Here is a 20166-nt window from a genome sequence, read left to right as displayed (position 1 = left end):
GGACAGTGCTGAATCCGACGCGTGAACCCTGCTGGGCCGTCCTCGATTCGACCGGTCGGCTCATGCGGTGGATGATGTTTCTATGACATCAGGAACCAGTGTGCAGACAGAAGAGCTCTCCGTACCGTCCCCGTGGTTCAGCCGCGGGAGGCCCTTTGGAATCTTCCTCGTGGTGACAGCCGTCATCGGGCTGATCGCATCGTTGGACCTGTCGATTGAGAAAATCAAAAAGCTCGAAAATCCCGGGCATGTCCTTTCCTGTGACTTCAACCCGTTTTTCTCCTGCGGCTCCGTGATGAACTTCTGGCAGGCGCAGCTGTTCGGCTTTCCCAATCAGCTCATCGGCATCGCCGCGTTCATCTTCCCGCTCCTGCTGGGCGTGCTGCTCATCAGCCGCACCGATATCCCCCGCTGGGTCATGGTCGGTCTGCTCACCGGCCTCACCGGCGGTGTCGCACTCGTCATCTTCCTCTTCGTCAGCTCGATCTTCGTCATCGGGATCGGCTGCCCGTGGTGCATCGTCGTGTGGACGGTTGTCATTCCGATGTGGTTCATCACCGCCGGACACCTAGCACTCACGGGAGGCTTTGGAACGGCTGTCCAGAACTCCCCCGCGGTGCAGGTCTTTGCCTCCCACGCTGTTCTCCTGTCCGCCGCGGCACTTACGCTGATCTACCTGAGCATCGTCGCGAAGTTCTGGACGTTCTTCTCCAGCCTCGTCTGAACAGAGGGGTTCGTCTGGTCCGTCGGGTCTGCAGACAATCCCGAACGGACCGCGGCCCAACAGAAGAAGCCGACCTCCGCCTCGTATGACGAGGCCCTCGCATCACGAGGTGGAGGTCGGCTTCTTCTGGTCTGGAAAGTCAGCCGAGCTCGGGGAACCAGATCTTGATTTCGCGTTCTGCCGACAAGGTCGAATCCGATCCGTGGACAATGTTCTTAACAACACCCTCGCCCCAGGAACGGCCGAAGTCACCGCGAATTGAACCGGGCGCCGCGGTTGTCGGGTTGGTGGTTCCGGCCATCACCCGGAAGGCTTCGATCACCTCTTCGCCGGTGACGACGATCGCAACCGCAGATCCGCTGCCCATGTACTCCAGCAGCGGTTCGTAGAACGGCTTGCCCTCGTGTTCTTCGTAATGACGGCTGAGCATGGAGTGGTCAGCGCGAACCATCTTCATGGCGCTGATCTCGTAGCCCTTCTTCTCCAGCCGAGCGATGACTTCACCGACGAGGCCGCGTTCAACGCCATCGGGCTTGACAAGTACGAGTGTGCGTTCCTTCATCATTCCTCTTTCTCCTGATCTCCGGGTGCAGCGGGCGTACCCGCGCTATAGGCCTGTTTGACGTAGGCGGTGGCTTCGCGGTCAATCCGCCGGCCCCAGTACACGCCGACGGCCCACATGGTGCCGAAGACGGCTGCGACGACGGCAAGACCGCCCAAAACAATACCGCTTGCCAGTATGAGCAGCTGAATCATCCACCCCAGCGCAATCCCGAGGCCTTTCTGGCCGGCCTTCTTCGGCAAGGTCACCGTCGCGGTGATGCACAGAGCGCCGAGCACCACGGCCCCTGCAACAAGCCAGCCGAACGGCAGCGGCTGAAGCCCGTAGCCGACCAGCAGGGCGAAGTAGACGATGATCGCCTCGGAAATGAGAACGGTCCCACCGAGAATCGGCAGCTTCGACTTCAGCGGAAGCTGTGGAAGTTCAGCAGGGGTCTCCTGCGTCATTGAGCATCCTTTCGGCCCAGCAGGGTGCGGGCCTCGGCAACGGTTGACAGCGAACCGGTCACAACAATTCCCGTGCTGCGCTCAGGGTCATCAAGCGCAAGGTCAACGGCACGCATGAGCGCGTCGTTGAGGTTGTCGGTTCGGATGACATCGTCCGGGTCCCACCATTCTTCAGCGGCCTGCGCGAGCTTGTGGGAGCTCAGCGCGCGGGGGCTCTGGGCCTGCGACACGACGATCCTGCCCGCGGTGCGGTAGATGTGCTCCAAAAGCCCGTGCACGTCTTTGTCTTCGTACACTGCGACGACGGCTACGACGTCCGAGAAATCGAAGGAGTCTGCCAGCGCTTCCCTCAGAGCTTCTGCAGCGTCTGGGTTGTGGGCGCCGTCGACGACGATCGTCGGATCGGAGCGCATAACCTCCATGCGACCCGGCGATGTGACGGTGCTCAGCCCGGTGCCGATCGTGTCCGTGTTCAGAGGTTTGTCCTCCGTGCCGAGGAACTGTTCGACGATTGCGACTGCAGCGGCGGCGTTGTCGACCTGGTGGCGGCCCAGCAGCGGTAGGAACAGATCGCTGTAGACGTCATAGGCCCCGCGCATGGTGAAAAGCTGTCCGTCAACGGCCTGTTTGGCTTCGAGGACTTCGAACTCGCGGCCGAACCAGCGCCCGGTGAGCCCGCGGTCGGCCAGCTGACGTTCGAGCTCGGCTGCCGCCTCGTCGTCCTGGCTGCCGATGACAACCGAGGGCGTCGGCGCTGGGCTGTCGTCCTGCGTCCTGTCGAGGATCCCGGCCTTTGCGGCGGCGATTTCGGTCAGGGTGTCTCCGAGGAACGCCTGGTGATCCAGGCTGATGTGGGTGAAGCCGCAGACGTCGGCGTCAGCCACATTGGTTGAGTCCCATTGACCGCCCATCCCGACCTCGAGCACGAAGACGTCGACGGGGGCGTCAGCGAATACGGCGAACGCGAGCACGGTCAGCGCTTCAAAATATGTGAGCGTCGGTCGCCCGTCTCCTGTCAGTTCGGCGTCGACGATGTCGAGAAACGGGCGGATTTCGCCGAATACTCGCACGAATTCGTCGTCGGCAACCGGGGCGCCGTCGACTGCGATCCGCTCTGTGACGGAGTGCAGGTGGGGGCTGGAGAACCGGCCGACGCGCAGATCGTGTGCGCTCAGCAGCGCATCGACCATGCGGACCGTTGAGGTTTTGCCGTTTGTTCCGGCGACCATGATGACCGGGGCTGCCCGGTGGATGTCGCCGAGCAGCTGGCACGCCCGCAGGGTGGCGTCCAGGCGCAGTTCGATCTCGGTTTCGCCCGCCCGGGCCTGCAGCGCGGCTTCGGCCAGCTGCAGGCCCGTCGGTTCGGGATTCGTCATGCGTGCTTCTCCACGCGAACGGCGGCACCTTCGGCGAGCTCAGCGGCTTGAAACACCTGTCCTTCGCCGAGCGGCTCCTGGGTGATCCGCAGGGTTTCGGCCAGGGTTTCCTTCGCAATGAGGTCGCTGTAGCCGCTGAGCGCTTCCGCGGCTTCGGCTGGAACGCTGACTGTCACATCGATGCGGTCTGAGACGTGCAGGTCGAGTTCCTTGCGGGCGCTCTGGATGGCGCGGATGGTGTCGCGCGCCTGGCCTTCTTCCCGCAGTTCGTCAGTCACAACCGTGTCGAGTGCCACGAAGCCCGATTCCGTGGGCGCCAGAACAATGCCGTCGTGACCGGATTCAGCGACGTCCTCGAGGGTGTATTCGCCTTCCTGCAGCTCAATGCCCCCGGCGGTGACGATGCCGTCGCTGACCGACCAGTCGCCGGACTTGGAGCCCTTGATGGCGGCCTGGACGTTCTTGCCCAGGCGCGGGCCGGCCGCACGGGCGTTGACGGTGAGCTTCTGTTCGAGTTTGAAGCCTGCCTCTTCTGCCTTTTCAACAGGCATGACGACGACTTCGCGAACATTGAGTTCGTCGGCGATGATCGACGTGAATTCTTCGCCCAGCTCAACATCTGTGGCGACGGTCAGGCGGGCCAGGGGCAGGCGCACGCGCAGCTTTTCCGCCTTGCGCAGGCTCGAACCGACCGAGCAGATCGACCGGGTGAGGTCCATTGCCCTGACCAGTTCAGGATTGGCTTCGAACAGCGAGCTGTCCGGGTAGTCAGCCAGGTGGACCGAGCGTTCGCCCGTCAGACCGCGATAGATCTCTTCGATCGTGAACGGCAGCAGCGGAGCGGCAACCTTGAGGAACGCCTCGAAGCAGGTGTAGAAGACATCGAAGGTTTCGTGTGTCTGCTCCGTTCCTTCCCAGAAGCGGCGCCGGGAGCGGCGGACGTACCAGTTGGTGAGCATGTCCAGGTGTTCGCGGAACAGCCCGCAGGCACTCCACAGATCGTACTCGTCCATGTGCTTGGCGAAGCTGTCGATGAAGTCGCGTGTCTTCGCCAGCAGGTACTGGTCGAGCACTTGCGAGGACTGATAGCGGTGGCCTGCCCGGTAGCCGGAACCGGATTTCCCTTCGGCGGGTGTTTCACCTGGAGCATCTGCCGTGTTGGAGTACGTGGCGAAGAAGTGCCAGGCATTCCACGCCGGCAGGATGATCTGGCGTACGGAGTCGCGGATGCCCTGCTCGGTGACGATGAGGTTACCGCCGCGCAGCACGGGGCTGGACATGAGGAACCAGCGCATGGCGTCGGATCCATCGCGCTCGAACACTTCGTTGACGTCCGGGTAGTTGCGCAGCGACTTCGACATCTTGTTGCCGTCGGAACCCAGGACGATGCCGTGGCAGATGACATCGCGGAATGCGGGCTTGTCGAACAGCGCAGACGCCAGAATGTGCAGCGTGTAGAACCACCCGCGGGTCTGCCCGATGTACTCGACGATGAAGTCCGCCGGGTAGTGGTTGTCGAACCATTCCTTGTTGTCAAACGGGTAGTGCACCTGTCCGTAGGGCATGGAACCGGAGTCGAACCACACGTCGAGGATGTCCTCCACGCGGCGCATGGTGGACTTGCCGGTCGGATCGTCCGGGTTGGGCCGGGTCAGCTCGTCGATGAAGGGTCGGTGCAGGTCCGGTTGGCCGTCGTGGTTCAGCGGCAGACGGCCGAAGTCGCGTTCAATCTCCTCGAAGCTGCCGTAGACGTCAATGCGGGGGTAGTCGGGGTTGTCCGACTTCCACACCGGCACGGGGCTGCCCCAGAAGCGGTTGCGCGTGATCGACCAGTCGCGAGCGTTTTCCAGCCATTTTCCGAACTGACCGTGCTTGACGTTGTCAGGCACCCAGTTGATCAGCTCGTTGTTGGCAAGCATCCGGTCTTTGAACTCGGTGACGCTGACAAACCACGAGGACACGCCCTTATAGATGAGCGGATTGCGGCATCGCCAGCAGTGCGGATACGAGTGGTTGTAGGTTTCGTGGCGCACCAGGACGGTGCCGTCGGTGACGGAGCCGGTGTCGCCTTCACCGGCCGTGGCCTTTTTGAGGTGGCGGATGATCTTGGGGTTGGCGTCGAAGACAAGATCGCCGACGTAGTCGACTGCCGGGGCGGTGAAGCGTCCGTCGGGGCCCACGGGCATGACAGCTTCGATTCCCGCGGCTTGCGTGACAACGTAGTCGTCCTCACCGAAGGCGCCTGCGGTGTGCACGAGTCCCGTACCGTCACTCGTGGTGACGAAGTCGCCGTCGAGGATGCGGAAAGCGTTGTCGTGGTCGGCAAAGTAGCCAAACGGCGGAGCGTAGGTGTGACCCAGCAGGTCAGAGCCTTTGAGTTCGGCAACAACCGTCGGCTCTTCGCCGAGTTCGCGGGCGTATGCGGCCAGGCGCTCCTTGGCGATGACGTAGCGCTGCGTGCTGCCGGTGGGCCCGTCGGATTCGACGACGAAGTAGTCGATGTCCGCTCCGACGACGACCGCGAGGTTAGACGGAAGCGTCCACGGAGTGGTCGTCCAGATGAGGAAGCGGGCGTCTTTCAGCGTCGAGTCGGCCAGTGGGCCGGACGTGCAGCGAAGACCGACGGTGACAGCCGGGTCCTGCCGGTCTTTGTAAACGTCGTCGTCCATGCGCAGTTCGTGGTTCGACAGCGGGGTTTCGTCTGACCAGCAGTAGGGCAGAACTCGGAAGCCCTCGTAGATCAGTCCCTTGTCGTAGAGCGTCTTGAAGACCCACAGGACGGACTCCATAAACGTGGGGTTGAGCGTCTTGTAGTCGTTTTCAAAGTCCACCCAGCGGCCCATGCGACCGACGTACTCTTCCCATTCGTCGGTGTATTTGAGCACCGATTCCCGGGCTGCGGCATTGAACTTGTCAATGCCCATGTCAAGGATTTCGTCTTTGGTCTTCAGCCCCAGCTGGCGCATGGCCTCAAGCTCAGCGGGCAGCCCGTGGGTGTCCCAGCCGAAGCGGCGCTCCACGCGCTTGCCCCGCATGGTCTGGTAGCGCGGTACGACGTCTTTGACGTAGCTGGTCAGCAAGTGCCCGTAGTGCGGCAGACCGTTGGCGAAGGGAGGGCCGTCGTAGAAGACGAATTCGTTTTCGCCGTTTTTGCCGGCATCGCGGTTGTCAATGGATTCCTGGAAGATGCTGTTGTCGTTCCAGAACTTCAGAACGTCCTTTTCCAGGGCCGGGAAGTCCGGGCTGGAGGACATGCCGAAAGCAGAGGTCGTCTGCTTGGGATAGATGTTCTCAGTCATGAGCGTCCTTTATTCGCGGGTCCGGCGGCACCGAACCCGTTTACGGTTTCATCCGTGCGAGGACGACTGCCCGAAGGCTGCCGCGGTACCACCCCGCTTATCCGCTGACGCGGATCGCTCAAAGGCTGTGACGGGCCCACCCGTCCGGTTCTACTGGGCCTGAAGCTCACGAGGCGAAGCTCGCCTGAGCTGTGCAGGCTTTTCTTCCGGATGCTCCCCGGTGATAGCCGGATCAACGCAGGTCTGATCTTACCCCACTGCGAATGTTGCCGAAGTCGCTCACAGCCCTGCGTTGCGCGCCACCTTGTGCTGAGCTGCCTGGGCGATCGGCCGCAGCACCATGAGGTCGACATTGACGTGATGCGGTCGGGTCAGGCTCCACACGACGGCATCGGCGATGTCGTCTTCCGTCAGCGGGTTCTCTACGCCTTCGTAGACGGTGTCGGCGGCTTCCTGCGAACCCATTCGCTTCAGTGAGAACTCCGGTGTTGCGACCATGCCCGGCGCGATCTCCATCACCCGAACCGGACGACCGGCCAGCTCGAGTCGCAGAGTGCCTGCCACCGCATGAACGCCGTGCTTAGATGCTACGTAGCCTCCACCGCCTTCGTACTGGATGAGCCCGGCGGTCGAGCCCATGAGCAGGATGTCCCCGCGCCCGCTTGCTTCCAGGGCCGGCAGGAACGCACGCACGCTGCGCAGAATGCCGAGCACGTTGATGTTGTACTCCTGCGCCCAGCTGTCCGGTGAGGCGTTTTCGACCCAGTCGTTGCCGATAGCCAGACCGGCATTGGCCACCAGGGCGTGCACTGGGCCTTCGGCAGTGATTCTCTCAGCCGCGGCAACAACCGAAGCGCCGTCGGCTACATCGCAGACCTGATAGTCACACCCGGTCTTCGCAGCCAGCTCTCGCAGGCGATCTTCGCGACGGGCCAGGGCGACAACGCTCCAGCCGAGTTCTGTGAGCTTCTCCACGGTCGAAGCTCCGATTCCCGAACTCGCTCCTGTCACAACCGCGCGCAGTTGACTCATAGCTTCCCCTCTCAGCTTCCGGCCCGCTCAGCGGGCCCCGTCCGATTACTGTAGTTGAGAAATGGCGCCGAGCACCCGCCAAGCTCAGCGGCACCTCGCGCCCGGGGACCGCACAGAACAGCCCCGGGCCCAATCCCCGCCGCGGTCTGGGACAATGACGCTATGGATTTTGGTTCTCGCACACATGACTCGGTGCATTTGCCTGACAAGCCCGCCCTCGAAGGTCTCCAAGAAAAATGGGACGCACGCTGGGCGGAAGAGCAAACATACGCCTTCGACCGCGACACGACGCGCGAGGAGGTCTACTCGATCGACACTCCCCCGCCGACGGCGTCGGGATCACTGCACGTCGGCCACGTGTTCTCCTACACCCAGACCGATGTTCTGGCCCGCTACAAGCGGATGACCGGCAGAAACGTCTTCTACCCGCTGGGATGGGACGACAACGGACTGCCCACAGAACGCCGCGTGCAGAACTACTACGGCGTCACCTGCGACCCGTCCCTGCCCTACGAGGGCGACGACTTCGAACTGCCGACCAAGGTCCCGCGCAATCCGCGCGACTTCAAACACGTATCGCGCCAAAAGTTCATCGAGCTGTGCCTCGAACTGTCCGGCGAAGACGAAAAGATATTCGAAGACCTGTTCCGCAAGGTCGGCCTGTCAGTCGACTGGAAGCACTCCTACCGGACGATTGACGCTCACTCCCGCGAAGTCTCGCAGCGGGCATTCCTCGACGAACTCGCCCGCGGCCAGGCATATTCACAAGACGCACCCACCATGTGGGACGTCACATTCGGCACCGCGGTCGCCCAGGCTGAACTGGAAGACCGCGAACGCGAAGGCGCGTATCACAAGGTCACCTTCTTCCCCGCCGGACCCGACGGTCTTGCCGACACCTCGGAAGAGCCCATCGTGATCGTCACATCACGCCCCGAGCTCATTCCCGCCGTGGTCGCCCTCGTAGCCCACCCGGATGACGAACGCTACAAAGACAAGTTCGGCACGAAGTACACATCACCCATCTTCGGTGTGGAAGTTGAAGTCCGCGCCCACGAACTCGCCCAGTCTGACAAGGGCACCGGCATTGCCATGGTGTGTACGTTCGGCGATCTCACCGACGTCACATGGTGGCGCGAGCTCGAACTGCCTCTGCGCGCAGTAGTCAACCGCGCCGGCCGTCTCGAACTTGAAACCCCCGAATGGATTGCAGACTCCGCCAAGGCCGACGCCGCCGAGCAGTACCAGAAGCTGGCCGGCATGACGACCTTCACGGCACGCAAGACGATTGTCGAACTGCTCGAAGAGTCCGGCGACCTCATTGAGGCTCCGCAGCCGATCACCCACCCCGTGCCGTTCTACGAGCGCGGCGAGAAGCCGCTCGAGGTCGTCACCAGCCGCCAGTGGTACATCCGCAACGGCGGCCGCTCTGCCGAGCTTCGCGATGACCTCATTGCCCGCGGCCGCGAACTTAGGTGGCTGCCCGGCTTCATGCGCGCCCGCTACGAAAACTGGGTCGAAGGCCTCAACGGCGACTGGCTGGTCTCCCGTCAGCGCTATTTCGGTGTGCCCATCCCGCTGTGGTACCGCTTGGACGCCGAGGGCAATCCCGACTACGACAACCCGATTGTTCCGGACTCGGAGTCCCTGCCGGTCGACCCGCTGCAGGAGACGCCCGAGGGCTTCAGTCCAGAACAGCGCGACCAGCCCGGCGGCTTCATGGGCGAACCGGATGTTCTCGACACCTGGGCCACATCCTCACTCACCCCGCAGATCGTCGGCGGATGGAGCACTGACGACGACCTCTTCAGCAAGGTCTTCCCGTTCGATCTGCGACCGCAGGGGCACGACATCATCCGCACGTGGCTGTTCTCCACGGTCGTGCGGGCCAATGCGCTCAACGACTCCGTTCCGTGGTCGCACACTGCCCTGTCGGGCTGGATCCTCGACCCGGACCGCAAGAAGATGTCGAAGTCTAAGGGCAATGTCGTTGTGCCCTCGGACATTCTGGCGGAAAACAAGCCCGGCTTCGGTCCGGATGCCGTCCGCTACTGGGCATCCTCGGCGCGCTTGGGGGTCGACACCGCCTACGACGTATCCCAAATGCAGATTGGCCGCCGCTTGGCCATGAAGATCCTCAACGCGTCGAAGTTCGCTCTGGCCCAGGGCGTCCACTCCGGTCATGTGGGCCAGCTTGAGGATGTCATCAATCCGCTGGACAAGGCCCTGCTGACGGCATTGTCGAAGACAGTCAACAGGGCCGGCAAGTTCTTTGAGGACTACGACTACGCGCACGCCCTCATGGAAGCTGAGTCCTTCTTCTGGGAGTTCACCGACGACTACGTTGAGCTCATCAAGGACCGTTCCTACGGTGCGGCAGGGCAAGAACAGCAGCGCTCAGCACATGTCACCCTGGCCACCGCACTGGAGACTTCCCTGCGCCTGTTCGCACCTTTCATGCCGTTCGTAACGGAGGAAGTGTGGAGCTGGTGGCAGGAAGGCTCGGTGCACGCTCAGGCATGGCCGGCACCTGGCAGCGTCCCGGAACAGGACGTCGCAGGCGAATTCTTGGAGACAGTCTCACAGGCGCTCTCGGAAATTCGCCGGACCAAGACAGAGGCCAAGGTGTCTCAGCGCACCGAGATCGTCAAGGCCACTCTGCGCGCACCCCAGGCTGACATCGACACGATTGCCGCAGCCCAGAGCGACCTGCAGGCCGCCGGCCGTGTAGCCGATCTCGTCCTCGAAGTCGCCGCAGATGCAGAAGGCCCACGCGTTGCCGATGTCGAATTCGCACCGGCTGCAGACAAGAAGTAGCGACTTCTGAATGCGCAGAGCGCGCCGCTTGAAGCGGCGCGCTCTTGTGTTTTCTGCTGTTCGGGTTCTTCTGCTTTGTGTCAGCAGCTTTACGTCAGGCGGTCTTCCTTCGCTGCTGGCCAGACTGTTTGTGTGGGACGAGGGTGGGAGCAGCGTTCTCTTCGACTGTTTCGCGGGTGACGAGCACCTTGGCGATGTCATCGCGGCTGGGCAGATCGAACATGACCGGCTGCAGGACTTCTTCCATGATCGAACGCAGTCCTCGCGCACCGGTCCCCCGCAGCAGCGCGAGGTCTGCAATGGACTCAAGCGCTTCAGATGAGAACTCCAGTTCCACACCGTCGTAGGAGAACATCGCCTGGTACTGCTTGACGAGCGCGTTCTTCGGTTCCGAAAGGATGGTGACGAGCGATTCGCGGTCGAGATCTCCCACCGCGGTCAGAACGGGCAGACGACCGATGAATTCGGGAATGAGCCCGAACTTGAGGAGATCCTCGGGCTGCATTTCTGCGTAGAGGTCGATTTCGTCGTCTTTTGAGTGGATCGGCGCCCCAAAGCCAACGCCGTGGCGGCCCTTGCGCGCAGCTACGATCTCTTCCATTCCGGCAAATGCGCCGGCGACGATGAACAGGACATTCGTCGTGTCGATCTGAATGAAGTCCTGCTGCGGGTGCTTGCGTCCGCCCTGCGGTGGCACGGAGGCGACGGTGCCTTCGAGAATCTTCAGAAGTGCCTGCTGAACGCCCTCACCGGAAACGTCGCGTGTGATCGACGGGTTTTCAGACTTCCGCGAGATTTTGTCGATTTCGTCGATGTAGATGATGCCCTTCTGGGCACGTTCGACGTCGAAGTCCGCCGCCTGAATGAGCTTGAGCAGAATGTTCTCGACGTCTTCGCCGACATAGCCGGCTTCAGTCAGCGCCGTGGCGTCGGCTACCGCGAAGGGAACGTTGAGCATCCGTGCGAGCGTCTGCGCCAAATAGGTTTTGCCAGAGCCGGTAGGACCGACAAGGAGGATGTTCGACTTTGCGATTTCCACGCCGCCGTCGTTGCCCTTGCCGTCTTCCAAGGCGTTGATTCGCTTGTAGTGGTTGTACACGGCCACGGCCAATGACCGCTTGGCGGCATCCTGGCCGACAACGTACTCGTCGAGGTGGCTGTAGATTTCGTGTGGTTTGGGCAGTTCGAGCTTCTCAGCAGGCGCGTCTGGCTGGCCGAGTTCTTCTTCGATGATTTCGTTGCACAGGCCAATGCACTCGTCGCAGATGTAGACGCCTGGCCCGGCGATGAGTTTGCGGACCTGCTTCTGCGATTTGCCGCAGAAGTTGCACTTGAGGAGCTCTGCTCCCTCACTGCTGCGAGCCATTCACACTGCCTTTCGCGCCCGGCCGTACCGGGAAGATCAGATTGCTGTACTAGTCGAGTCTTTCACACTGTGCGAGTATGCGCCGCGACCTCTGTCGCGTGTCGATGCCAGACCGGGTGCTGTCAGCCACAGGAGTTCGCGCTGCTTGCCTCACCGCATCTGCTGGCACAGCCGTCAGTACATCACAGACGCAAGAGGCCGTCGGGATTTCCCCGACGGCCCCGTGCTGCAAGCAGCGCCTGTGCGCTCACATCCAGGGGTCAGTCAGCGCCCTTGCGCGAGCTGAGCACCTGGTCGACAAGACCGTATTCCTTGGCTTCTTCGGCTGTCAGGAACAGGTCGCGCTCGATGTCGGTGTTGACCTTCGCGGCATCCTGCCCGGTGTGTTTGGCCAAGGTGTTCTCCAGCCATAGGCGCATGCGCAGAACCTCGTTTGCCTGGATTTCGATGTCCGAGGCCTGCCCTTGGCCGCCGCCCTGCATGGCCGGCTGGTGGATGAGCACCCGCGCGTTCGGCAGCGCGAGACGCTTTCCGGGCGTACCGGCCGCTAGCAGCACGGCAGCGGCCGATGCCGCCTGGCCCAGGCAGACGGTCTGGATCTGCGGCTTGATGTACTGCATCGTGTCGTAGATGGCCGTCAGCGCTGTGAACGACCCTCCGGGCGAGTTGATGTACAGGGTGATGTCGCGGTCGGGGTCCTGGGCTTCGAGCACAAGAAGCTGCGCCATGACATCGTCTGCGGAGGTGTCATCCACCTGGACCCCCAGGAAGATCACCCGATCTTCGAACAGCTTGGTGTACGGGTCCTGCCGCTTGAAGCCGTAGGGGGTGCGCTCTTCGAACTGGGGCATGACGTACCGCGAGTTCGGCATGTTGCCGGCGGTTCCGCCGTAGTATCCGGCACCGCCGGAATAGAGGTCAGCCATTTCTTCTCCTTGGGAATGCGGTTCAGCGGCCATCCGGCACGTCAGCGGCGTGGGTGACGACCTTGTCGATGAAGCCGTAGTCCAGGGCTTCATCTGCAGTGAACCAGTGGTCGCGGTCGTTGTCCTTGAGAATCTGCTCGAGCGACTTGCCCGTCTGCTCTGCTGTCAGTTCGGCCATCTGCTTCTTCATGTGCAGGATGAGCTCTGCCTGGATCTTGATGTCCGTGGCAGTGCCGCCGATGCCGCCGAGGGGCTGGTGCATGAGGATTCGCGCGTGCGGAGTGGCGAAGCGCTTGCCCTTAGCACCCGAGGACAGCAGGAACTGGCCCATAGAAGCCGCCATGCCCATTGCGACGGTGCCCACGTCGGGCTTGATGTACTGCATGGTGTCGTAGATTGCCATGCCTGCCGTAACGGAGCCGCCGGGCGAATTGATGTACAGCCAGATGTCGCGATCGGGATCTTCTGCCGCCAGCAGCATCATCTGGGCGCAGATGCGATTCGCATTGGAGTCGCGGACTTCCGAGCCGAGCCAGATGATCCGCTCTTTCAGCAGACGGTTGAAGATGTGGTCATCCAAACCCATGCCCGCCGTGCCCTCCGAGGCGACCGGCGCGGTCAGTTCGTGTTTGCTCACAAGTTTCTCCTGTGGGTTGATTTCTCTTGACCCTAACCGCCCGCGCGCAACTTTTAGTCCAGCCGGTCCGGATGTTCGCCATGAGCGTGAAAACCCGTGCGCCACAGCGAGCTGAGCGCAAGGTGCGTGCGAACGGCCAGGCCCCGCACGACCCGCTTTTCGAGCAGTCGAAAACAAAAGCAGACGAGGCGGAGCTGGGCTCCGCCTCGTCTGGTCAACCTGCCTAAACAGGGGGTGGGTCAGTCTTCCGAAGCTTCTTCTTCGGCTTCCTCAGCTTCTTCCGAACCCTTGGTGAATTCGGTCATGTCGATGACTTCGCCCTTGGTGTCCTTCACGACAGCCTTTGCGAGAACCGCGGCCAGCGCCTTGCGACGGCCGACTTCGCCTGCGACGGCGCCAACCTGACCGGACTGGTCAAGGGCCTGAGCGAAGTCGTTGGGGTTCATGCCGTACTGCTGAGCGGAGGTGATGATGTACTCAATGAGTTCGGGCTGGGTGACCTCGATCTCTTCGGCATCCTGCACCTTGTCGAGGATGAACTGAGCGCGCAGCTGCTTTTCAGTCTGCTCGCGGACCTCTGCTGCGTGCTCGTCGTCTTCTTCGCGGCCTTCGCCTTCGAGGTGGCGCTTGACTTCGTCTTCGACAATGCGCGAAGGCACCGGAAGGTCGAGCTTTTCGATGAGCAGTTCGAGGACCTTGTCGCGGGCCTCAACACCCTGCTGCAGTTCCTTGTTGGACTTCGCCTGCGCCTTGAGGTCTTCTTTGAGTTCGTCGATGGTGTCGAATTCGGAGGCAAGCTGGGCGAAGTCGTCATCTGCTTCGGGCAGTTCGCGTTCCTTGACCGCGGTGAGCTTGATGGTCACCTGCGCTTCTTCGCCTTCGTGCTCGCCGCCGGCAAGCTTCGTTTCGAACGTGGTCTCTTCGTCAGCCGACAGGCCTTCGAGTGCTTCGTCCATGCCGTCGAGCATGGTGCCAGCACCGACCTGGTAGGAAACCTCGGAGGCCGAGTCGATCTCTTCGTCGTCAATCTTGGCCGTCAGGTCGAGGGTGACGAAGTCGTCTTTCTCAGCAGGACGGTCAACTGCCTTGAGCGAACCAAAGCGGCCGCGCAGGGCTTCGAGTTCCTGCTCGACATCTTCTTCGGTGACTTCGAGCGGCTCAACTTCAACTTCGAGGCTCGAGTAGTCGGGCAGTTCGAACTCCGGCACGGCGTCGACTTCGACGGTGAAGGTCAGGTCGCCCTCTTCTTTGCCGTCCAGGCCCGGCATTTCGAGGTCTTCGATTTCCGGGGTGCCCAGCGGCTGGATGTCGTTTTCGGCAATAGCCTTGCGGAAGAAGCCGTCAAGGCTGTTGTTGACAGCCTCCTGGATGACAGCTGCACGGCCGACGCGCTGGTCGATGATGCGCGCGGGAACTTTGCCGCGGCGGAAGCCGGGAATTGAGACCTGCTTGGCGATCTCCTTGTATGCCTCGTCGACGCTCGGCTTGAGATCGGCGTAGGGCGCTTCGATGCTGAGCTTCACCCGAGTGGGTTCAATGCGTTCGACGGAGCTCTTCACTGTCTACCTCTTCAAATTTGACTAACGGGAACGTCGCCGTCACCGCAGGCCGACCGAGGAGCCACTCCCCCGGGCACGTGCGGCTGTGCGTGCGACACACAGCGCTCTATCCTAGTGTGTCCGCCTATCAGAATGCACACCGGGGCGCACCCGCGCTGCGCGAGGGACAGGTTTCTGTGTGAACCCGCAAAGACAAAGAAGTGAACATCAGGCTATGATTGAATGTCCAACTGCGCTCGCTTTCTATTTCCGCGGGCACTCCCCAGGCATACCTTGCGAAACCAACTGACTCAGAGGCGAAGACGTGAAGGGACCGAAAACCACCGCTAAGCACCGGATCCTCAGAACCATCGGTGCCGCTACCTTGTGGACGCTCATCTTCTTAAGCGTTGCACTGCTCCTCACCGGAATCTTCATCCGCAAGCAGTGGGGACAGATCACCGTCGACCAGATGCTGACCAACATAGCCGGCGCCGGTCAGGGCGGCGGCTACGTCTGGATCACCGTCTTCTGGGTTATCGTCGCGCCTCTTGCCATCACCGCTCTGCTGTTCGCGGGTCGCCGACTCTGGATCCGATACCGCGTGTCGGCTCGCCTGCGCTTGTCTGCTGCGCGCCGCCGTATTCGACACGCGGCGGTGCGAGGTGTGGCCTCCGCCCTTGTCGTCCTGCTCATCGGGGGAACCGTCATCACCGGTTCGACCTCGTTCTCTTCGGCAGTTCAGCTTCCCACCTACATCAAATCCGTCAGCAGCTCGATGAACATTGGCGACTATTACCGTGAGCCGACGGTCGTGGGCAATAAGAACGCACGCAACATCGTGGTGGTCTACGTGGAGTCTGCCGAAAACCACCTTGCTGACGATTCACTGTTCCCGGTGAACATGCTGGAGCCCATGGAGGATGCCACGAAGGGCTGGGGCGAAATTCCAGACCTCAAGCAGTACAACGGAGGCGGCTGGACCATGGCCGGCATCACATCCACCCAGTGCGGCATCCCACTCAAGGGGAAGGGATCTGCCACCGGTGACAAGGTCATGAACAACCTCGCTGTTGCCGACTTCATGCCGGGCATCGACTGCTTCGGCGATGTCCTGAAGGAAAACGGCTACAAGAACGTGTTCCTCGGCGGCGCAAGTGCCGAATTCGCATCAAAGGGCTCGTTCCTGCGTACGCACGGCTACGACGAAATCAAAGACCTCGCCCACTGGAGGGAAATCGGCGAAAAGGAAAAGGACATGCGTCCCGACTGGGGTCTGAGCGACCGCCGTCTCATGGAGCACGCCAAGGACGAAGTCTCGACGCTGCACCGCGAATCGGCCGAGACGGGCCAGCCGTTCAACCTTTCGGTTCTTACGCTCGATTCCCACGAGCCCATCCACCGCTACCACGACTGCCCGCAGCGCACCGGAGACGATGAACTCGCATCGGTTTGGCTGTGCTCGTCGGAAGCTGTCGGCGGCTTTGTCAAGCACATGGAAGATGAGGGGATCCTCGAGGACACCTCGGTTGTCCTGATGGGCGACCACCTCAAGCACATGGCCGACTGGAACGTCTACCACGAAGAGCTGGACGACAAGACCGACCGTTCGGTATTCAGCCGCATCTGGATGCCCGGCACCAAGGACGGCAAGCTTCCCCTCGGCGAGCCTCGTTCCGGTGCCGATCAGCTGAACATGCTGCCTACCCTGCTGGAGGTGGCCGGTCTCGAAGTCAAGGACCGTCAGGCTGGCATTGGCGTATCGGTCTTCTCTCAGGCCGTTCCACACGACTCTGCTCAAGCACTCAATGATGATGCCTATGCCGAGCTGACACTGGCTCGTTCGGCTGACTTCTATAAGAAGGTGTGGGGCATGGAAGAACCGCAAGAAGCTCCGAGTACGCAGCCCGGCGACAGCGCCGAATGATTCAAAGCTCGGGGGCCGTCAGTCTGACTGACGGCCCCCGAGTGTTTCTGCTGCGGCAGCGCCGTGGGTTCTACAGCAGGAGCACCGCGATCCCGGCGAACAGCAGCATGCCGATATTGCAGTGCAGGAACGTTGGGATCACGGTGTCTCGGATGTGATCGTGGTGCCCATCGGCAGCCAGGCCGGAGGTCACGCCGAGAGAAATGGTCGATGCTGGAGAGCCAGCGTCTCCGAGGCCCGCCGCCGCACCGAGCAGGCAGACTGCGGCAAGAGGATCAAGTCCCTTTTCCAATGCGAGAGGAATGTAGATCGGAGCAAGGATCGGCACACTGGCAAAGGAATCTCCGAAGCCGATCGTGATGAACAGGCCGGCAAAGCCGGAGGCGACGGTGATGATGATGGCAATGTGGCTCATCATGAGCACGCCGTGGGTGAAGACATCGTCCTGTTCCCTCCACCGGAATACGCCGGCCAGGGTCAGGATGAGAAATCTGATCATTGCGCCGACAAGCAGAGAATCGAAGGCAATCTGGAATATGAGTGCCGCGGTTACCGCGATGAGTGTCATGATCAGCTGGAACGGGTGCAGCGACACAGCTTTCTCAGATCCCGCACTCCCCTGCGCGTCAGCCTGACGGTCTGCCTGCGGCAGCTGAGGGTAGTCGCGAGGTTTGCGGTAACTGAAGAAAACGGCCGTGAGCATCCCGGCTGCCAGACCCATAACGGGCCAGAACATCGCTTTCCACGCCATATCAGGGGTTGCAGTGAGCCCCCGCGCATTGCCGAACCCATTGACGTTGGTCATCAGAATTTCGTTGAGGTAGATGGCGCCGAAGCCCGTGGGCAGCAGCAGGCAGCTGGCACTCATGGAGCAGGCGAGTACGACGGCAACGGCGCGGCGGTCGATGCGCAGTCGGTTGAGGACTTCCAAGAGCGGCGGGAGCATGATGGGGATGAAGGCGATGTGCACGGGAACGAGATTCTGGCTGAGCACGGCAGCGCCCGCAAACAGACCGAACAGCCCCCACTTGGCGCCCAGGTTTACCGTGTCTTGTTCTGCGTTTGTCTTCTTTGTGACCCTCTGAGCAAACAGTTCAAGAAGACAGGATCAGCAGCCATACGGCTGCAAGACCACCCAGTGCTGTCAACACTGAAGGCGGAAGAATTGGGGTTACCCGCAAATCGTGGACACGTAGTGGAGCTACCTAGTGGTTAGGCAGCTATTTCTTTTCTACTAGTGATTAGACCAATTTGGTTCTCAAAGTCGACGGGGCTGACCATACCGAGTGCGGAATGTCGGCGTCGATGGTTGTAGACGACTTCAATCCAGTAGGCAACGGCCTTGCGTGCAGCATCATGAAGTGTCCTGGGTTTAGTTCCTACCTCAGCTAAGGAAGGATTGAACTATGCCTAGAAAGTATTCCGTCGAGTTCAAGGAGAAGGCGGTCCATCAGATCATCGAAATGGTCCGCCTGGAGTCTTGCTCACTGCAACGCGCCTACACGGAGGTCGGCGAGCTCCTTGGAGTATCTCACCACACGTTGCGGGCTAGGTACCGTGACAGTGCTTCAGTACGTGATGACTCCGACGCGTCAGGCGGCGAAGCAATGGAAGAAGAGCTCAAGCGTCTGCGCCGCGAAAACCGCGAACTGAAACGAGCAAACGGGATTCTTAAGACTGCTTCGGCTTTTTTCGCAGCGGAACTCGACCGACCCACGACCAAATGATCTCTTACATCGACGCATATAAAGATCAGTTTGGGGTCGAGGCCATCTGCCGAGTCCTTAAACAAGCAGATCGTGGATTCATTACTTCACGCGGCTACCGCAAAGTCACCACACGTGTTCCCAGCGCAAGAGCCTTAAGCGATAGCCTTCTCATTCCAGAGATACAGCGTGTGCATGCGGAGAATTTCTCGGTCTACGGCATCCGCAAAATGTGGCACGCGATGAACCGTGAAGGCTTTCATATCGGCCGCGACAAGACTGCCCGGTTGATGAAGCTAGCAGGTGTTTCCGGCCGCCGACGTGGACGAACCCCTGTGACAACGATTAGCCCGAAGGCACCGGATCATCGCCCAGACCTTGTACAGCGAGACTTTCGTGCACAAGCGCCAGGCAGGCTTTGGGTTGCCGACATTACCTACGTTCGTACCCTGTCAGGATTCGCCTACACCGCGTTTGTCGTGGATGTCTTCAGCCGAAAAATTGTTGGTGTTGCTACACGCTCGACGATGCGTACCGATGCGCTGCCCATGGAGGCTTTGGAGCATGCGTTAACGACTGCAGGGCGAATTCATGGAAACCAGTTAATTCACCATAGCGATCGGGGCAGCCAGTACGTGTCACTGAAGTATTCCACCGCGCTAGCGGAATTCGGAATCCGTCCGAGTGTGGGAACAGTCGGCGATTCTTATGACAATGCTCTAGCCGAAACAGTCAACGGTCTCTACAAGGCGGAACTGATTCATGCCCAAGGTCCGTGGACGTCGGTCGGAGAAGTCGAATTGGCCACCTTGCGGTGGGTGCATTGGTGGAACACCAAGCGACTTCACGAAGCATTGAACTACGCCACCCCACAAGATGTAGAAACCGAGTACTATCTCACCCAGCCCATCAACACAGGGGCGTAATAGAAGCGGAACTAAACCCAGGCCGCTTCAGTTGCCACGCAGCCTTTCGCAAAACGTCCACCCTCGAAGACTGGATGCCAGGGAGACATCGACTACCCTCATATTTCCAGGAGCAAGGGAGTGACTTACACCATCAATACGCATGTAATCGGAAGGTGCAAAGTCACTCCATCCGCGCATAGCGTCGAAGGAAAGCTCTACCGCCTCCGGTGGTTTGGCCAAGAGCATCTCAAGAGCGGAAAGCGATCGGGAGCAAAGAAGTACCACCAGGTTAATCTCAACAAAAAGTGCAAGAAAAACTCGAAGTATGTCTACCGCGCGACTGGCCGATTCTTCTCGAAGGTCGGCAAGAAGACGCTCGCAGTCAGCTACTATAATCAGACGCCCAAGAAAGAGACATGCGTCAAGGGTGGAAAATAGACTCCGCTTAATAGTTCTTTCATCGATAGTCGCCCTCTTGGCCGGCTGTTCCAGCAACTCTGCGGGCAATGTTGAGAATCAAGACAGTGACGGCTACGAGGTCGTCGAACGATCACGTGCCGCCCAGTCTCCTTACCAGCTATCGCTCCCGGGCAGTTCAATTCAACCTGCTCTGATTTCTACTTCATGGCCTGACACTTCTGACTACCCTGAATCGTCACCGTTGCCAAAGAAGGCGACCTGGCCTGACCTCAGCCAAGCGAAGAACCAAAATTCTTCAGTGGTTGATTTGTTGCTACAGGGGCCCTCTGCGCCGATGGAAGCAACAATCGCACGGTATGCGCAGGTGGACAGTTCCGGAATCCCCCTGGGCGACCCTACAGTTGAAACATGCACGGTCGGGTCGACGGATCCCCTTTCGTCATGCTCAATCGATCAGACGTTAGGGCAGTCGGAAACCTCGT

The 20166-nt window shown here is 60.8% G+C and carries 15 protein-coding genes and 1 pseudogene; 5 read left to right on the top strand and 11 right to left on the bottom strand.

Features of this window, described 5'->3' with window-relative positions; all coding sequences use genetic code 11:
• The first annotated feature begins 82 nt into the window (after positions 1-82).
• Positions 83-724 carry a vitamin K epoxide reductase family protein gene (locus GC119_RS01015; RefSeq protein ID WP_070572947.1) on the top strand — a complete coding sequence of 214 codons (642 nt, stop codon included), beginning with the start codon at positions 83-85 and terminating at the stop codon, positions 722-724.
• Positions 725-863: 139 nt separating this feature from the next.
• Here GC119_RS01015 and ndk read toward each other — a convergent pair whose 3' ends face one another.
• The 5 genes from ndk to GC119_RS00990 form a co-directional block, all read right to left on the bottom strand.
• Positions 864-1286 carry a nucleoside-diphosphate kinase gene (gene ndk, locus GC119_RS01010; protein ID WP_070573043.1) on the bottom strand — a complete coding sequence of 141 codons (423 nt, stop codon included), beginning with the start codon at positions 1284-1286 and terminating at the stop codon, positions 864-866.
• Complete coding sequence (locus GC119_RS01005; RefSeq protein ID WP_070572949.1) at positions 1286-1732, bottom strand: DUF4233 domain-containing protein; 447 nt, start codon at positions 1730-1732, stop codon at positions 1286-1288. Before GC119_RS01005 ends, ndk begins: the two co-directional genes overlap by 1 nt.
• Complete coding sequence (locus tag GC119_RS01000) at positions 1729-3108, bottom strand: bifunctional folylpolyglutamate synthase/dihydrofolate synthase (protein ID WP_070572951.1); 1380 nt, start codon at positions 3106-3108, stop codon at positions 1729-1731. Before GC119_RS01000 ends, GC119_RS01005 begins: the two co-directional genes overlap by 4 nt.
• Positions 3105-6407: an isoleucine--tRNA ligase gene (ileS, locus tag GC119_RS00995; protein WP_070572953.1), complete on the bottom strand. Its 3303-nt coding sequence runs from the start codon at positions 6405-6407 to the stop codon at positions 3105-3107. Before ileS ends, GC119_RS01000 begins: the two co-directional genes overlap by 4 nt.
• Before the next feature lie 279 nt (positions 6408-6686).
• Positions 6687-7439: an SDR family oxidoreductase gene (locus GC119_RS00990; protein ID WP_070572955.1), complete on the bottom strand. Its 753-nt coding sequence runs from the start codon at positions 7437-7439 to the stop codon at positions 6687-6689.
• 162 nt (positions 7440-7601) lie between these two features.
• Here GC119_RS00990 and valS point away from each other — a divergent pair, with 162 nt between their 5' ends.
• On the top strand, positions 7602-10256 hold the full coding sequence (gene valS, locus GC119_RS00985) for a valine--tRNA ligase (RefSeq protein WP_070572957.1): 2655 nt from the start codon (positions 7602-7604) through the stop codon (positions 10254-10256).
• Between the two features lie 94 nt (positions 10257-10350).
• Here the strand turns inward: valS and clpX are convergent, their stop codons facing one another.
• The 4 genes from clpX to tig all read right to left on the bottom strand — a co-directional run bounded on the left by clpX (position 10351) and on the right by tig (position 14744).
• Positions 10351-11622 (bottom strand): ATP-dependent Clp protease ATP-binding subunit ClpX, encoded by a 1272-nt coding sequence (gene clpX / locus GC119_RS00980; protein WP_070572959.1) that lies wholly within the window; start codon positions 11620-11622, stop codon positions 10351-10353.
• A 260-nt stretch (positions 11623-11882) separates the two neighbouring features.
• On the bottom strand, positions 11883-12548 hold the full coding sequence (locus GC119_RS00975) for an ATP-dependent Clp protease proteolytic subunit (protein WP_070573047.1): 666 nt from the start codon (positions 12546-12548) through the stop codon (positions 11883-11885).
• Between the two features lie 22 nt (positions 12549-12570).
• The gene (locus GC119_RS00970) at positions 12571-13185 is read right to left on the bottom strand and encodes an ATP-dependent Clp protease proteolytic subunit (RefSeq protein WP_370919375.1); all 615 of its coding nucleotides are present in this window, start codon (positions 13183-13185) and stop codon (positions 12571-12573) included.
• A gap of 239 nt (positions 13186-13424) precedes the next feature.
• Positions 13425-14744, bottom strand: a complete 1320-nt coding sequence (tig, locus tag GC119_RS00965; protein ID WP_070572960.1) for a trigger factor — start codon at positions 14742-14744, stop codon at positions 13425-13427.
• 304 nt (positions 14745-15048) lie between these two features.
• On the opposite strand from tig, the gene GC119_RS00960 reads away from it, so the two are divergent.
• Positions 15049-16650 carry a sulfatase-like hydrolase/transferase gene (locus tag GC119_RS00960; RefSeq protein ID WP_226829151.1) on the top strand — a complete coding sequence of 534 codons (1602 nt, stop codon included), beginning with the start codon at positions 15049-15051 and terminating at the stop codon, positions 16648-16650.
• A gap of 70 nt (positions 16651-16720) precedes the next feature.
• Here GC119_RS00960 and GC119_RS00955 read toward each other — a convergent pair whose 3' ends face one another.
• Both GC119_RS00955 and GC119_RS11235 read right to left on the bottom strand, forming a co-directional pair.
• Positions 16721-17644, bottom strand: a complete 924-nt coding sequence (locus GC119_RS00955) for a Na+/H+ antiporter NhaC family protein (RefSeq protein ID WP_226829149.1) — start codon at positions 17642-17644, stop codon at positions 16721-16723.
• 218 nt (positions 17645-17862) lie between these two features.
• Positions 17863-17988: pseudogene (locus GC119_RS11235) on the bottom strand (hypothetical protein); the annotation flags it as partial.
• A gap of 68 nt (positions 17989-18056) precedes the next feature.
• Between GC119_RS11235 and GC119_RS00950 the strand changes: the two are divergent.
• Together GC119_RS00950 and GC119_RS00945 are read left to right on the top strand one after the other, a co-directional pair.
• Positions 18057-19282 (top strand): IS3 family transposase gene (locus tag GC119_RS00950; protein ID WP_151952241.1). Its coding sequence is split into 2 segments (ribosomal slippage): positions 18057-18336 and positions 18336-19282, totalling 1227 coding nucleotides; the frame shifts between segments, so codons are not numbered across the junction.
• Between the two features lie 120 nt (positions 19283-19402).
• Complete coding sequence (locus GC119_RS00945; RefSeq protein ID WP_070576903.1) at positions 19403-19702, top strand: hypothetical protein; 300 nt, start codon at positions 19403-19405, stop codon at positions 19700-19702.
• Positions 19703-20166: the final 464 nt, after the last annotated feature.

This window comes from Brevibacterium sp. Marseille-P9724 (genome assembly GCF_902500275.1).
Lineage (GTDB): Bacteria > Actinomycetota > Actinomycetes > Actinomycetales > Brevibacteriaceae > Brevibacterium.
This window is presented reverse-complemented; position numbering and strand designations above follow the sequence as displayed.

Excerpts from the sequence above, each read along its gene's own strand:
- GC119_RS01015 (WP_070572947.1), top strand. The coding sequence starts at position 83 with ATGACATCAGGAACCAGTGTGCAGACAGAAGAGCTCTCCGTACCGTCC.
- ndk (WP_070573043.1), bottom strand. The coding sequence starts at position 1,286 with ATGAAGGAACGCACACTCGTACTTGTCAAGCCCGATGGCGTTGAACGC.
- GC119_RS01005 (WP_070572949.1), bottom strand. The coding sequence starts at position 1,732 with ATGACGCAGGAGACCCCTGCTGAACTTCCACAGCTTCCGCTGAAGTCG.
- GC119_RS01000 (WP_070572951.1), bottom strand. The coding sequence starts at position 3,108 with ATGACGAATCCCGAACCGACGGGCCTGCAGCTGGCCGAAGCCGCGCTG.
- ileS (WP_070572953.1), bottom strand. The coding sequence starts at position 6,407 with ATGACTGAGAACATCTATCCCAAGCAGACGACCTCTGCTTTCGGCATG.
- GC119_RS00990 (WP_070572955.1), bottom strand. The coding sequence starts at position 7,439 with ATGAGTCAACTGCGCGCGGTTGTGACAGGAGCGAGTTCGGGAATCGGA.
- valS (WP_070572957.1), top strand. The coding sequence starts at position 7,602 with ATGGATTTTGGTTCTCGCACACATGACTCGGTGCATTTGCCTGACAAG.
- clpX (WP_070572959.1), bottom strand. The coding sequence starts at position 11,622 with ATGGCTCGCAGCAGTGAGGGAGCAGAGCTCCTCAAGTGCAACTTCTGC.
- GC119_RS00975 (WP_070573047.1), bottom strand. The coding sequence starts at position 12,548 with ATGGCTGACCTCTATTCCGGCGGTGCCGGATACTACGGCGGAACCGCC.